Here is a 14,074-nt window from a genome sequence, read left to right on the forward strand (position 1 = left end):
CAGCAATAATAGCTAAATCGTTTAAGCTAAAACAATTTACACTGCCAATTTATGCAAAAAAGTTTTATATTTTAATAATAATTTGTTGATTTTCAATATGTTATCATTGTGTATTACTTAAGGCTTGTACCTATTAGAGTACTGGCGGCGGCAACGGCTGTATGCTTTGCTTGCTGGCTCATGAATGCCACCCACGTTCAATCTCTTCCAAGGTCCGCCCTTTGGTCTCGGGTACGGCTCGCCACACAAACAGGAACGTGAGGGCCGAAAGCCCGGCGTAAAGTCCGAAGGCTCCGGCCAGCCCCGCGGCTTTTACCAATGATAGGAACGTAAACGAGACTACGGTGCAGGCAATCCACAGGGCAACCGTAGCCACAGAGGCCCCCCGGCCCCGCACGGCGTTGGGGAATATTTCGGTGATTACCACCCATACGCCCGGTCCAAGCCCTACCGCGAAGCAGGCTACGTAGAGCATGATAAGCCCCAGCAGCCACGGCCCCGGCGCACCCAGGTGCAGGGCCACTACCAGCGCACCCAAGGCCAGGGTCATGCCCCCCGACGCTAGCAGCAGCAGAGGCTTGCGCCCTACCCGGTCGATAACGAACAAGGCGACAATGGTGCCTGCGAAGTTGATGCCCCCAATCAGGGCGTTGGCTCCGATGGCTGAAGCGGCACTCTGCCCGCTGTGCTCGGTGAAAATAATGGAGCCGTAGTAGAGAATTGTATTGATGCCCGTAATCTGCTGTAATACCGCTAGCACCACCGCAATGCGCAACGGTTGGCGCAAGCGGGGCTGGTAGAGGTTGGCTTCTGCCCCCCGCTCGGCCGCTAGAGCAGTCTGAATTTCGGCCGTCTCGGTGGCTGCGGCAACGGGACCATTCAGGCGGGTGAGCGTACCTATTGCTTCGGCTTCGCGCCCCTGGCCCAACAACCAACGCGGACTTTCCGGTACCAGCAGCAGCGTGACCATAAAGAGCAGAGAGGGCACCGCCGCCGAAGCAAACATCCAACGCCACGACGCTACCCCCTGCCCGGCTAAGTAGTAGCTAGCAACGTAAGCCAGCAGAATACCCGTGACGATGGCCAGCTGATTGAGCGTCACTAGCAGCCCCCGAATGCGAGCCGGGGCAATTTCGGCAATGTAAAGCGGCACCAGCAGTGAGGCCAGCCCAATGGCGAGGCCGCCCGCTAGCCGGGCCACTACAAATTCGGTCAGCGTGCGGGGCAGCGCCGCCGCCACCGCCGAAAGTGTAAATAAGAGGGCGGCCCCAAATAGCAGGCGGCGACGCCCGTAGCGGTCGGTGAGCCCGCCGGCCACGGCTGCGCCCGCCACCGCCCCAAACAGAATACTGCTCGCGGCCAGTTCGGTTTCTGTATCGGTCAGGCCAAAGTCCTTTTTCAAAAATACTAGGGCCCCATTGATGATGGCCGTGTCGAAACCGAAAAGCAGCCCCCCCAGCGCCGCCACGGTCGCAATCAGGTAAACGTAGCCGGCGTTACCCGTTGACCTGGCAGGAGAAGGCGGCTGGGCAACGGATTCGCGCAGGAGAGGACCGGAGGAGGCGTGGAGGGGCATAGTAGTTAGGCGGTAAGCATTTTACTAATCAGAATAATACTGGGCGCCCCACGTGAGTGCGCCCCTTCCCGAAGGCTACCTTCTCTGCGCGCTGGCCCGGGGCAGACCAAGCCGTTGGGGCTACTTCACAAGGTGAATCACACCAGCAGCACCTCTATTCCTTGCTGCCGGAAGGGGGCTACCTGGTCTTCGGTAGCGCCCGTGTCCGTAATAAGCTGGTGCACTTCGCCGATGGGGCAGATCAGCGAGGTAGCAACCGTCCCGAGCTTGGTATGGTCGGCCACTACGATGCGGCGCGTGGCTTGGCGTAGCATAACCTGAATTACGGCGGCCTCCTCAGGGTGTAGGGAGGTCAGGCCCTTCTCGGCATCAATGCCGTTGACACCAATAAAGACTTTGTCAACAAAGAATTGGCTGAGTGCTTGGGTAGTGGCCGGCCCCACCAGCGAAAACCAGCCACCCGTCAGAAAGCCGCCCGTTACAAACACGCGCACATCTTGGCGGTGGCTTAGCTCCATAGCCACGTTAACGGTATTGGTGATGACCGTCACGTTGGCGTCCGAGCGGAGGCTGCGCGTAACCTGGGTAGTAGTGGTGCCAGCCGTCAGGGAAATAGTCTCGCCGGGCTGAATGAGGGCGGCGGCGGCTAGGCCAATGCGGCGCTTTTCAGCCAGGTTGCGGTCAATCTGGTCGTGGAAGCTGGAGTTATACCGAAAGGGCTCGTAGAGCAGGGGCTCGCGGGGCACTGCGCCCCCGTGTGTGCGCCGGAGGCGGCCTTGCTGCTCTAGTTCCATCAGGTCGCGGCGCACCGTGACCACCGAAACGCCAAACAGGGTAGCTAACTCCTCGACGGCTACCGTGCCGGTGTGCAGCAGTTTCTCAACAATCACTTGGGCGCGGGCGGCGGCCGCGTTATCAGGCGCTAATAAGTCAGGCATATCTCGTATCGGGTTCAAAAAGTCGATTTGCGAGTGAAGGTAGCTGCCAAATGGTGGGCGGGCTGCGCTAGGGCTGAGTTCGCACGTAGGCCTTCAGGGTGGCGCATTCGGTACCGGTAGCCGGTCCGTGGGGCCGAATGGTGTAGGCGCCTACCACTGCTGGCACGATAAACGTTTCCGCGTAATGAACCACGAAGGGCTCGAAAGCTTGGCTGGGGCTTTCCACAAGGGCTTCGGCTCCCTGCACTAAGTTCAGCACCTGAACCCCACCTTGGGTGTGATGCGGCACTACGCCCGTAAACCAGTGGCGGCGGGTCTCGATAAACTCTCGCTCGTGCAGGCCTGTGCGCTCTTCCCGCCAGCCGGGGCCGCAGGCCACGGGCTCCACGTGGTTAACCAGGTGGTCCGTTACCCAGGTGGTGGTGCGGTCAGGTGCAATGTTGGCCGCGCCGTGAGCGAGGTGGATGGGCCGGGGGCGGCCATCAAGGCCCAGGCGCTCCCAATCCCACAGTTTGAAGGTAAAAATGTAGGGGGTGGCCGAGATTTCTAGCACCATGGCATTAGCACCCGAGCAGTGAATGGTGCCCGCCGGAATTAGAAAGTGGTCGTGCTGGCGAGCCGGAAACTCGTTGATGTACTTGGCCGCGGGAAAAGGAGCCCCACCATCTTCTTGGGCGCGCTGCAAGTCGGCCACCATGGCCGGGACGTTCACGTTTTCTTTCAGGCCTAGGTACACCACCGCATCCGGCTCGGCCGCGAGCAGGTAGTAGCTTTCGTCTTGGGTGTAAGCCAGGCCAAACTGGTCGTGGGCGTATTCCGTGAGCGGGTGCACCTGCAGGGAAAGATTGCCGCCGCCCATGGTATCGAGAAAGTCGAAGCGGATAGGAAACTCGGTGCCGAAGCGCCCATGCACGGCCTCCCCTAGCAGCTCCCGGGGGTGTGCAAATACGAGGTTAATGCTCGGGATTTCCACGCGGGCTTCCCCAAAGCCCAGCAGCAAAGAGTTTTCCTCGGGTACGCAGTCGAAGCCCCAGGCGTAGTTCGCCGGGCCGTCGGGTAGGTCGCAGACTTCGCGCAGCCACTGCCCGCCCCAGGGCCCGGGGTCGAAAAAGGGCACTACCCGAAATGGCCGCCGCACGGTGGCCGCTAGTCCCGCCCGCAGGTCGGCCCCGCTGATGAGCTTGGGCACGGTGGAGTCGTTGGTATCCAGCAGAAAATCAGCCTGGGGCAGCACCTGCTTCTTCAGCCGGTCGGCCGCCCGCCAATCCACGAAAAAGGCGCGCTTGTACTTTAGGCTGGCCTTCTCTGTGAAGTTGTGGCTGCCTAAGTTCCCAATTTCGCCCCGCCGCTGCCGGAGCTGAATTTCCCAGCGGGCTAGGTCAGCATATACTACCAGGGCCGGAGCCGGGTATACTAGCGTGGCACCGGTACCCACTAGCACTACCAGCTGGCCCGCAGCCGTAGCTAAGGTTTCCTGGGCCTGGTGGAGCCGCTCGGGGTCAAAAAAATCGGCTATCAGTAATCCATTCAGCCGACCAAAGACGGGGTCGTTGGTAAGGGAGCCAGCAACTAGCAGATCAATTTCAGCTGGGCGGCGGTAGTAATCATCTGCTACTAGCCATTGATTCGCCGGCAAGCCCGGCCTTAGTTGCTGCTGTAGCAATTCCAGATTGGTGCCGGGGTAGCATTCTACGGCCAGAACCAGGGGCTGACCGGGTGCGGAGGACGCCGCCTCCAGCGCCGTGCGTAATGCCTCGATAATGGCGGGCCACCCGGTTTGGCAAGCATCCGCTTTAGCCGCTACCGGCACGAAGGGAAACTTGTCATAGTTGGAGGAGCGCATAGACTGGAGAAGGGAAAAGAGAAGGGAGAAATCAGCATTGCCTACTAGCTGGCAACGAAGGAAAACTGTAGCTGGCACCGGGTTGAAGGCGTGCGTACTTCCCTCGCAGCGGAAACGCGTAGCCTATTGAAGCGTGGGCTATACGTTTCACTTGACCAATATTGACAACAAAAATGTTCGTTTCATAGCAAAACGAAAAATAAATACTTTCATTTGCTTAAATACTACTTCAGCCCACACTAGGCCCAGCGCTTTTGGAGATGACGGCTGCTAGTGCCTGTGAAAGTAAATCACTTATTGGGCTCTGTGTGGCAGCAGAGCCTGCCCCTACCCTCCTCTCTCTATTCTGCTACTAGATGCTGTTTTCATCCACTTCCTTATGGGCAAGTTAGGGCTCACCCTAGGCGCATTTTCTTGCAGATGGCAGTCAGCAAGTGGTAGCATCCTGCAGTAGCGTTGCCTCGTCGCTCATCTATCTAAGTGAACACAACTGCTGCCCGCTGGGCAAGCTTTCCTGCTCTTCTTCCCACCCTTTCGTGCCAACCTGCTATGAAGTATTTTGCTACCCTCCTTTTTGCGCCACGGTACCTAGCCCTGCTCGTGGCTGGCTGTGTGCTTACTATCACTACCGCTTCCGGCCAGAACAAGTACCACGTTGCCGGCGAAGCTATTCTTGACAAGCTGAACACCAAGTTTTACAATGCCAGCAAGCAGCTCTATGTGGAGCAAATTGATGGCAACGAAAACATTATTGTGGAGCGCGGCGGGGCAAGCTACGTTTGGCCAGCCTCCCACATGCTGCGGGCCCTCCGCTACGGCGCCCTAGCCAATCCGGCTAAGTATACTGCCCGGCTTCGGTCCTATGCCTACGCCCTCGACCAATATAGGCAGAATGGCAAGTACGCCTCCGACATTGTGCCCGGCGCCGACCCTTTGTATGACGACAACGCCATCATCGGGCTTGCCCTCATGGACGCCTACCAGCAGGTTTTGCCTACTGAAACCGGCCTATATGAGCGCTCTTTAATTGGCCTCAATTACTGCTTGAATGCGCGCGACGCGAACTGGGGCGTACCGCAAAAGGAAAGTGAGCTGGGCTGGGGTAAGTTTTACTCGCAGGCTACCATCTTGCCGGCCCTCCACTGTGCCCTGATTGCCAAGAACAGCACCGACCCTCAATACTTAGATATTGCCAAGCGATACTATGAAAAAATTAATACTGTAAGCTGGAAGCTGCGCGATGCCAATACAAACCTGCTCAACCAGTTCTCCTTTTATAACAACAATAGTTGGAGCCTAACCGGTCATGGTGAGAACGGGGCTGGCTACCGTGCCTACCAAACTACCCCCAATATTCAGCTGGCTCTTAAGCTGTACCAGCTAACCGGCGACAGCCGCTACCTCGACGATGCCACGGTAATGGCAGACGCCTGCCTGCGACAGTGGTACACCCCCGGTAAAGGACTAAGCGAAATATCCTTCTGGGGTGGCAGCGACATGGTAGAAATGCTGGTAGACTTTTACGAAGTAGACCATAATGCTAGGTGGCTCACGGCGGCGCGCAACATTGTGGACTACCTCATTGAGTATGGCCGCGACCAGCTTGGCTACTACCCCGGCTCCTACAATGACGCCGACGGCACGTGGAACCAGGACCGCCGCTACCTGTTCCCGGCCTCGGTAATGATGATGGGCCAAGCCTGCGCCGCAGCCGCCATTCTGCGGGTAGCCCACGTAACGAATACGCCTCTGGCCGCTGCCAGCCCTGCTACCGCGAAATCCACCGAACTAGCGGTATTTCCTAACCCGGTTGTAAACCGCTTGAGCCTGCAAGCAAACCGTACTCTTGCCGGTGGCCAAGTCACGGTGCGTAATTCCCTAGGCCAAATCGTGATTAGCGCCCCGTCTTATAACACGTCGCTTGATGTCTCGGCCCTGGCTCCCGGCGTTTATATTATCTCTTGGGTCAGCGGGCAGCAGTGCTTATCACAGCGCTTTGTAAAGAAGTAAACTACTAAACGGCGCTAGTATTGGCTTGCGCTGCCTTGACATAGGCGTCAGAAAATGAAGCCGCCGGGAGCGTGCTCATCCAGTCTCGCCCGCTGGCTGCTGTAGTGCGCCTTGCTACTCCTCCCCCATCTGTACTTCCACCCGATGATAAAGCTGAAGAGCTATTTGATTGTACTAGTAGTATGGTGTACCTGCTCCTGCGCCAGAACCTCTACGCCGAGCAGTACTTACCGGACGGATAGCCACCCCACCCCGGGCGGCCACCTGCAATACGCTAACCCCTTCATGGGTACAGCCCCGTTCAACGACCCCAAAACCATTGGATACGCCCCTCCCAAGGACTGGCGGGGCGTGTGGGCTGGTCTCGTGTTTCCGGGGAGCTCGTTGCCTAATGCTATGGTGCAGTTGAGCCCCATCACCGAGTTTCACACCGGCGCCGGCTACGACTACGAGGACTCGGTGATTTACGCCTTCGCCCACACCAACAAGGGCCACTGGAACTTGTGCCACTTACCGGTTTTACCGGTTTCGGGGGCGACTACTCCGGCCGGCTACTCTTCGCGCTTCGCTAAAGCCACTGAAAAGGCCTCGCCGGGCTTCTACGGCGTTACGCTGCAGGATTACGGGGTGCAGGTAGAACTCACGTCTACCCTGCGCTGCGGGTTTCACCGCTACCGCTACCACCAGCCAGACAACCGCCGCATCGTGTTCAAGCTTGCGCAGTCCAACGAGCGGGTTACCAACTGGAGCATAGAAAAAGCGGGCCCAGCGGCCGTACAGGGTTTTCAGGAAACGGGCCGCCAGACGGTGTACTTCTACGGAGTACTCAGCGAAAACCTGCAGGGCCTGGACGTGCCAAGCAAGGGTGCCCAAGACGGCGTGGCTGTGGTGCGCCTACCGGCCGGCGGCAGTAAGCCTGTGGAACTCAGAATCGGAATATCATTCGTGAGCGTGCAGAATGCCAAGCAGAACCTGGAGCAGGAAATCGGCAGCCGCTCGTTTGAGCAGGTGCGCCAGCAGGCTGAGCAAACCTGGGAAAGCTTGCTTGCCAAGGTGAACGTAAAGGGCGGTACAGCCAAGCAAAAGCAGCTGTTCTATAGCTGCTTATACCGCTCGTTTCTATGGCCGGCGCTACGTAGCGACCTGAATGGCGAATACCGCGACGTGCAGGGCAACGTGGTCAAGGCCGACTTCAATTACTACACCGAGCCTTCCTTGTGGGATACCTACCGCAACAAGGACTTGCTGATTGGTATGCTCACGCCCCAGGTAACAACCGACGTGATTAAGTCTATGCAGGATGTAGGCCATAAGACCGGGTTCTTGCCCACCTTCTTTCACGGCGACCATGCTTCGGCTTTGATTGTTGGCTCTTACCAGCGGGGCATCACCAACTTCGACGTGCAGGATGTGTACCGACTGATGCTGCGCAACGCTAATTTGGAAGGTGGAGCCCGCCCCCACATTGCCGAGTACATCCAAAAAGGGTACATCTCTACCACGGAAGTAGCGAACCCGGAGGTGGAAACCAAAGACAAGGCCGGCGTATCGAAAACCCTGGAGTATGCCTTCGACGACTACGCCGTGGCCCAACTGGCCCGGATTTTAAAGGACACCACTACCTACCGGATGATGATGGCTAGGTCGAAGAACTACAAGCATCTGTTCGACCCCGCCACTAAGTTTATGCGTGGTCGCCTCGCCGATGGCTCTTGGGTGAAACCCTTCGATCCGCAGTATCCTTACTACGAGTACATGTACCGGGAAGCCAACGCCTGGCAGGTTTCCTTTTTCGCCCCCCACGACATGCCCGGCCTAATAGCCTTATACGGTGGGGCCCAGCCCTTCGAGGCCAAGCTGGATTCGCTGTTCACCGTGCCCTGGAATCCCTCCCATATTGCCCGCAACGTATCGGGCTTTATTGGGCAGTACTGCCACGGCAACCAGCCCGACCACGAAACGCCCTTCTCCTACTACTTCATTGGAAAGCCGGAAAAGTCGCAGCGCCGGCTCGATGAGATTATGGACAAGTTCTACGGTATGGGCAAAGACGGCCTGGGTTACTCTGGCATGGACGACGCGGGCGAAATGTCGGCCTGGTACGTGTTCAGCTCCACGGGCCTCTACCCGTATTCTGCTGCCGACGCCAAGTACCTTGTGAGTGTGCCTCTCTTTGATGAAGTCAGCTGGAAAGCCGATAACGGCACCACATTCACTGTGAAGAAAACGGGCAACGGCCGCAGCCTAAGCACCATTAAGGTAAATGGGCACACCAACCAGGGCTACTTCGTGGACCACACCTTGTTCCGTACGGGGGGGCGCCTGGAAGTTTCCACCAAATAAATCTTCCTGGGGCAGCCCGGCACTACCCAGCCACTCCAGATCTACCTGTTCGGCCGGTTCGTAATCGTAAGCCGAGTTTTAATTGGAAACCCGGTTTTCTTCCTCCTGGCTACCTGCCGCGTGGCGGTTGAGGACCTTGCCGCTACCAATTTTCCAGGTGAAGCTTAGCAATATCTTCCGGCTTTCGTATTGGTTGTTCCAGGTCATATCCACGTTGCGGTAGCGCAAATAGCTGCGCCACTGGTCAGTATAGAATAGGTCGGTGAGGCGCAGGCTCAGCGTCGCTTTTTCCTGCCAGAGCTGCTTTTTCAGGCCTAGGTTGAGCGAGCCGTTGGCGCGGACGTGGTATAGTCCCTGCACCGTTGGGGAGCGATAGGTGCCCCCAACGGTGAGCAGGTAGTGGCGCGGCAAAGTGAAGGTGTGGTCCGAACTTGCCGACCAACCGAAGCGCGCCAACCGCACAGTCTGGCCCTCAACCAGGGTACGAGTTTGCGCGTAGGAGCCCGCCAGCTGGTTGTCCACGCCCCACCATTTCGCCACGTCCGAGTGGCCCCCGGAAGACAGGACAAGCGTTGTGGCCTCGTCCAGGTTCTGCTCCACGGACGTGGAAATTTTCGTTTCGTCGTTCTGGTAGACGACGTTGTTAATGCCGTTTGTTTCGCGCAGGTAGCTTAGGCTCAGCACCTGAAAGTTCCGGTGGGTATACGTGAGCACCGCAGAGGTAGCCAAGGAGGGCAGTAGGTACGGGTTGCCCTGTTGAGCAGTGTAGGCATCGGTGTAGTTGAGAAATGGGTTCAGACTCTGGTAGTTCGGGCGCGTGATGCGCCGGCTGCCGGACACGCCGAGTTGGTCGTGCTGGGTAAGCTTGTAGGTTGCAAACAAGCTGGGGAATAGCTGCGCGTAGTTGCGCCGCACGCGCTGCCCAGTGGTCGGTGATTCGCCCACGGAGTGGGTTTGCTCCCCACGTAACCCGCCTTTCAGTTCCAGCTTACCCCGCGTTGTGCTCAAACTCAGATAAGCCGCCGTGATAGTCTCGTTGTAGGTAAACTGATTGGTACGGAGCCGGTCGGGCTGCCAGGTATCACCCACAAACGTATCGAAGGCTAGTGCACTGCGCGTGGTCACCCAACTCACTTTGGCGCCGGTTTCGGCCCGCCACGCTGTGCCCGCTACCGGGTGCACGTAGTCAGCCTTCGCCGCGCGCACAGTCACCGTCGACGAGGCGGCGCTGCGCAACCGGCCGGCGTCGCGGGCACTATCATTGAGGGGGGAGAAGGCTAAATTGGCGAAGATTTGGTCGGCGGTGGAAGGGTAGCGAACGTAGTCGGCATCGGCGCTCAGCTCGCGGCCCAGGCTGTCGAGGGTGAAGCGGTAGTTGAGGTTGAGGCCCACGTTGTCGGAACGGGAGGCTTTGGGGTTGTCCATTTGCAAGCGCCCGACCGGGCGGCCGGCCGCATCCGTGAGGGTAGTTGTGCTCGTGGTTGGGGCCGTTTGGGCGTAGCGGCTGCCGCGCACCTGCCCACCCAGGGTCTGCCGGGGAGTGAGGGGCACCTCGACGCCCGCCGCGAAGTTGAGCGCGTGCCCTAGCGGATGCCAGTAGTTCACCTGCCGATACACCGTGTCGCGGATATAGCGCACCTGCACCAAGCGGTTGTAGGAGTTGTAGCGCCCAGCGCTCAGGCGAGTAAACAGCCGCACCCGGCCCACGTTGTAGTGCAGGTTGGTGCTGCCTGAGGCCTTTTCGTAGCGGCCGTAGCCGCCCGCCAGCGTTGCCGTGCCGCTCAGCCCGGGCCGCTGGGTGCGTTTAAGCCGGATGTTGAGCACCCCGGCCGTGCCGGCCGCATCAAGGGAGGCCGGTGGGTTAGGTAGCAACTCCACTTGGCTGATGGCGGAAGCGGGGAGCGACTTGAGGTAGGCCTTGAGATTTTCCCCGTTCAGGTAGGTAAGCTTCCCGTCCAGCAGCACTGTCAGGCCGGTACTGCCGCGGTACACGATGTTCTCGTCCTTGTCAAGCTGCACGCCGGGTGCTTTGCGCAGTACCTCCAGCGCATTGTCTCCGGCCGTGTTCAGGCGGTCCACGTGCAACACGGTGCGGTCGGCGAGCTGCTCCAGAGCCGGCAGCCGGCCCTGCACCGTCACGCCCTGCAACGTGGTAGAAAGGGGCATGAGCAGCAGCCGGGGCATGAGTATCGACCGGTTGGCCACCTCAAAGGGTGCACTGCGGGCGGGTCGGTAACTCAGCAGCTGGGCTTTCAGGCAGTAGCGCCCGGCCGCAACCCGCGCAAAGTCATACGAGCCTAGCTCATTCGTCGTTTGCGTGGCCGTTGCCACCGAATCGGGTAGGTGCACCAACACGACCGTGGCGAAGGCCAATGGCTCATCCGTTGCGTCGTGCACCGTGCCTGTCACGGCAACCGGTTGTTGGGCGCGGGTTTGGCCGCTGAGCAGCAAGACGCTAAGGGTAGTAAAGAGAGTATAACATTTCATAAGGCAGGAGAAGCTGGAGGACGGGGCGAAAGTGTGCCGCGGGCCTCCCCTACCCAAAAAAGTTATTCCACTGCCCGGAAATGGGCTGTCAAATCAAGTGAAAGCCTTTTTCCGGTTTCACACCCCATTTTCGGGCAGTGGAATAAAAAAGTGGCGTCCGTTGCCGAGGATGGATAGGTTTGACGCGTCTTCCACCTGCTTCTTTATATCCCCTATGACTGCTATTCTTCTACTCCTGCTTCAGCTGTTGCCTACAGCTCCATCTGCCGGCATCACGCCTCCCGATACGCGCGACGTCGCCGCATTTACCCACGTGGCGGTGGCTGCACCCATCACGGTGCTCCTGCACCAAGGAAGCCCGCAGCAAGTTCGGGTGGAAGCCGCCCCCGAGGACCTGGCCCGCCTGGAAACCCACGTTGACCACGACGAGTTGCGCATTCGCGACCGGACCGCCGATGCCGGGCGGAGCAACCAGTCGCCTCTCGGGAAGGTGACCGTGCATATTACCATGCCCACTGTTCGCAGTCTCTACGTGGCCAATGGCAGCCGCTTGCACGCCGACACCTTGCAAGTGAATCAGCTGTGGCTAGAAGCTAATAGTTCGGGGCTCCTGATGCTAGGGCAAGTGCAGGCCAGAAGGGTTAGTGCGGGCACGGCCAGCTCCGGTCGGGTAGTGCTGCACCAGTTGCTTGCCGATACGCTCCAGTCAACGGGGGCTAGCGCGGGCAGCCTTACGGTAGCGGGCACCTGCCCCTACTATCGGCTGACGCTTAGTAGCGGCGGGCATGTACAAGCCGAAGCATTGGCCGTCGAGACGTGCACGGCCACGCTCAGCAGTGGCAGCCGCGGCCGGGTCAGGGTTTCCACCCACTTACAGGCCCACGCCAGCAGTGGCGGCCAGCTAACGGTGCTGGGCAACCCGCAGCTGAGCAGCCGCGTGAGTAGCGGCGGCCGGGTGCAGCGGCAGGAAGCGCGCTAAGTTTCTTTCGTTATTCCTGCTATGAAAAAGAGCACGCTCCGCTGGCATGTGCTGGCCTGGGTAGCCTTCTACGTCTACTCCTGCATTGATGAATTCTGGGACTATAGTGGCGCCATTAAACCCCACAGAGTACCTCTGCAGCAAAGTTTATGGCTGCTCACTTCCTTCTGGGTCGTGCGGGCCGTCGTGTTCTACTTTTGCTACTTGGTGGTGTATCCCCGTTTTCTACGCGTCAATCGGCTACCGCACCTAGCAGTGGGCGTGGGCGTGGCCGTGCTCTTGTTTGCTGGGCTGCGCGCCAGTATTGAGGAAGTGCTGTTCCCGGCCCTGCTGGGGTTTCATAACTACACGCCAGGCACCACCATCCAGCATTACGTAGCAGACAACTTTTTTTGGTCGATTCCTACCCTGTGGTTTAGTGCCGCTCTGTGGGCGAGCGAGAGGAACCTGCACCAAGAGCGCGAAAACCAGCAGCTTCGGGAAGAAAAGCGCGCCGCCGAAACAGCGTTCCTGCAAGCGCAGATCAATCCGCACTTCCTCTTCAACACGCTTAACCTACTTTACGGCATGGCCTACCCCGTGTCCAAGCCGCTGGCGAGTGCCCTGCTCAAGCTGGCCGAGCTGATGCGCTATATGCTGCACGAGACGGCCATCGATCAGGTAGCATTGACCCAGGAAATTGAGTACGTGCAGCACTACCTGGCCCTGTACCGCCTGCGCTTTCCCGACCAGCTGTTCGTCAACTTTACCATTACGGGCGAGCCCGCGGGCCGCCAGATTGCGCCCTTGGTGCTGATTCCCTTCGTGGAAAATGCTCTGAAGCATGGGGTGCTCGACGACCCGGCCCACCCGGTGCGCCTGCAGCTCCATGTGGCCGCGCAGGAAGTTGTTTTTCAGGTTGAAAACCGCATTAGCGACCAGCAGAAGGACACAAGCAGCGGCATTGGGCTACCCAATCTGCGGCGGCGGCTGGCGCTATCTTATCCGGGCCGTCACCAGTTGCACATTGCCACCGAAAGGGGGCAGTTTACTACCTTACTGCGGGTTGCTTGCTAAGGTGGCCCTTTTTATATGGCCCTCGGGGCCTCACTACTGCCTATGATTCGCTGCCTGGTTGTGGATGACGAAGCGCCCGCCCTCGCCATCCTGGCCGACTACATCAGCCAAGTGCCTTACCTAACGCTGGTGGGTACCACAACGAACCCCATTGAAGCGCTGACGCTGGTGCAGCAGGGCAGCGTGGACGTAGTCTTTCTGGACATTCAGATGCCCAAGCTGACGGGGCTACAATTTCTCAAGCTCAGCGGGACAAAATGCAAGGTCGTACTCACCACTGCCTACCCCGAGTACGCACTGGAAGGCTACGAGAACGACGTGGTGGATTACCTGCTCAAGCCCATTGCGTTTGAGCGCTTTCTCAAAGCAGCCCAGAAGGCTTTAGGCCTTCTCTCCCCCGCGCCCGCAGCAGCTGTGCTTCCCCCGTCTGTGCCTGCGCCTCCGGCCTACCTCTTCATTAAAGGTGATACTAAACATAAGTACGTGCGCGTCAGCTACGCCGACATTCTCTACATTGAGGGGCTGAGTAATTACGTTTCTCTTTACTTGCCAGGGCAGCGCCTGATCACCTATCAGACCCTTAAGGAGCTGGCCGATACGCTGCCGCAGCCACCCTTCCTGCGCGTGCACAAGTCCTACATCGTCTCGCTCGACAAGATTCAGCTAGTGGATGGCAATACCCTCTACATCGGGGACAAGCAAGTGCCCGTCAGCGACACGTACCGTGAGCAGCTATACCGCTTAATTAGGGAAAGGTAAGCCGCCGTTTTGGGGACTTAACAGGGCAAGCTATGCTTGAGGCTGTTCGGGGCACTGGTTGCAGCGCCGCTCGTCTGTCCTTC

General features: G+C 58.8%; 9 protein-coding genes. 5 read left to right on the plus strand and 4 right to left on the minus strand.

What is annotated here, in order from left to right:
- Nucleotides 1–178 precede the first annotated feature (178 nt).
- From CHB83_RS20185 to CHB83_RS20195, 3 genes are all read right to left on the minus strand, one after another.
- Nucleotides 179–1,576: a sugar porter family MFS transporter gene (locus CHB83_RS20185; RefSeq protein WP_089333996.1), complete on the minus strand. Its 1,398-nt coding sequence runs from the start codon at nucleotides 1,574–1,576 to the stop codon at nucleotides 179–181.
- A 137-nt stretch (nucleotides 1,577–1,713) separates the two neighbouring features.
- Nucleotides 1,714–2,514, minus strand: a complete 801-nt coding sequence (locus tag CHB83_RS20190; RefSeq protein WP_055562786.1) for a DeoR/GlpR family DNA-binding transcription regulator — start codon at nucleotides 2,512–2,514, stop codon at nucleotides 1,714–1,716.
- Nucleotides 2,515–2,581: 67 nt separating this feature from the next.
- A complete protein-coding gene (locus CHB83_RS20195) occupies nucleotides 2,582–4,357 on the minus strand; it encodes a class I mannose-6-phosphate isomerase (protein ID WP_089333997.1) in 1,776 nt (591 codons plus the stop codon).
- Nucleotides 4,358–4,906: 549 nt separating this feature from the next.
- On the opposite strand from CHB83_RS20195, the gene CHB83_RS20200 reads away from it, so the two are divergent.
- Both CHB83_RS20200 and CHB83_RS20205 read left to right on the plus strand, forming a co-directional pair.
- Complete coding sequence (locus CHB83_RS20200) at nucleotides 4,907–6,367, plus strand: T9SS type A sorting domain-containing protein (RefSeq protein WP_089333998.1); 1,461 nt, start codon at nucleotides 4,907–4,909, stop codon at nucleotides 6,365–6,367.
- A gap of 144 nt (nucleotides 6,368–6,511) precedes the next feature.
- Nucleotides 6,512–8,710: a GH92 family glycosyl hydrolase gene (locus CHB83_RS20205; protein WP_089333999.1), complete on the plus strand. Its 2,199-nt coding sequence runs from the start codon at nucleotides 6,512–6,514 to the stop codon at nucleotides 8,708–8,710.
- 78 nt (nucleotides 8,711–8,788) lie between these two features.
- Here CHB83_RS20205 and CHB83_RS20210 read toward each other — a convergent pair whose 3' ends face one another.
- Nucleotides 8,789–11,197 carry a TonB-dependent receptor gene (locus tag CHB83_RS20210; RefSeq protein ID WP_089334000.1) on the minus strand — a complete coding sequence of 803 codons (2,409 nt, stop codon included), beginning with the start codon at nucleotides 11,195–11,197 and terminating at the stop codon, nucleotides 8,789–8,791.
- Nucleotides 11,198–11,411: 214 nt separating this feature from the next.
- On the opposite strand from CHB83_RS20210, the gene CHB83_RS20215 reads away from it, so the two are divergent.
- Genes CHB83_RS20215 through CHB83_RS20225 form a run of 3 tightly spaced genes read left to right on the plus strand, consistent with a single transcriptional unit; the run spans nucleotide 11,412 to nucleotide 13,991 of the window.
- Nucleotides 11,412–12,176: a GIN domain-containing protein gene (locus CHB83_RS20215; protein ID WP_179225582.1), complete on the plus strand. Its 765-nt coding sequence runs from the start codon at nucleotides 11,412–11,414 to the stop codon at nucleotides 12,174–12,176.
- Nucleotides 12,177–12,197: 21 nt separating this feature from the next.
- Nucleotides 12,198–13,232 carry a sensor histidine kinase gene (locus CHB83_RS20220; protein ID WP_089334002.1) on the plus strand — a complete coding sequence of 345 codons (1,035 nt, stop codon included), beginning with the start codon at nucleotides 12,198–12,200 and terminating at the stop codon, nucleotides 13,230–13,232.
- 42 nt (nucleotides 13,233–13,274) lie between these two features.
- Nucleotides 13,275–13,991: a LytR/AlgR family response regulator transcription factor gene (locus tag CHB83_RS20225; RefSeq protein WP_089334032.1), complete on the plus strand. Its 717-nt coding sequence runs from the start codon at nucleotides 13,275–13,277 to the stop codon at nucleotides 13,989–13,991.
- Nucleotides 13,992–14,074 lie beyond the last annotated feature (83 nt).

The organism is Hymenobacter mucosus (assembly GCF_900188255.1).
GTDB classification, from domain to species: domain Bacteria; phylum Bacteroidota; class Bacteroidia; order Cytophagales; family Hymenobacteraceae; genus Hymenobacter; species Hymenobacter mucosus.

Coding starts and splice junctions, on each gene's coding strand:
- CHB83_RS20215 (WP_179225582.1), top strand. CDS start 11,412: ATGACTGCTATTCTTCTACTCCTGCTTCAGCTGTTGCCTACAGCTCCA.
- CHB83_RS20210 (WP_089334000.1), bottom strand. CDS start 11,197: ATGAAATGTTATACTCTCTTTACTACCCTTAGCGTCTTGCTGCTCAGC.
- CHB83_RS20205 (WP_089333999.1), top strand. CDS start 6,512: ATGATAAAGCTGAAGAGCTATTTGATTGTACTAGTAGTATGGTGTACC.
- CHB83_RS20225 (WP_089334032.1), top strand. CDS start 13,275: ATGATTCGCTGCCTGGTTGTGGATGACGAAGCGCCCGCCCTCGCCATC.
- CHB83_RS20200 (WP_089333998.1), top strand. CDS start 4,907: ATGAAGTATTTTGCTACCCTCCTTTTTGCGCCACGGTACCTAGCCCTG.
- CHB83_RS20220 (WP_089334002.1), top strand. CDS start 12,198: ATGAAAAAGAGCACGCTCCGCTGGCATGTGCTGGCCTGGGTAGCCTTC.
- CHB83_RS20195 (WP_089333997.1), bottom strand. CDS start 4,357: ATGCGCTCCTCCAACTATGACAAGTTTCCCTTCGTGCCGGTAGCGGCT.
- CHB83_RS20185 (WP_089333996.1), bottom strand. CDS start 1,576: ATGCCCCTCCACGCCTCCTCCGGTCCTCTCCTGCGCGAATCCGTTGCC.
- CHB83_RS20190 (WP_055562786.1), bottom strand. CDS start 2,514: ATGCCTGACTTATTAGCGCCTGATAACGCGGCCGCCGCCCGCGCCCAA.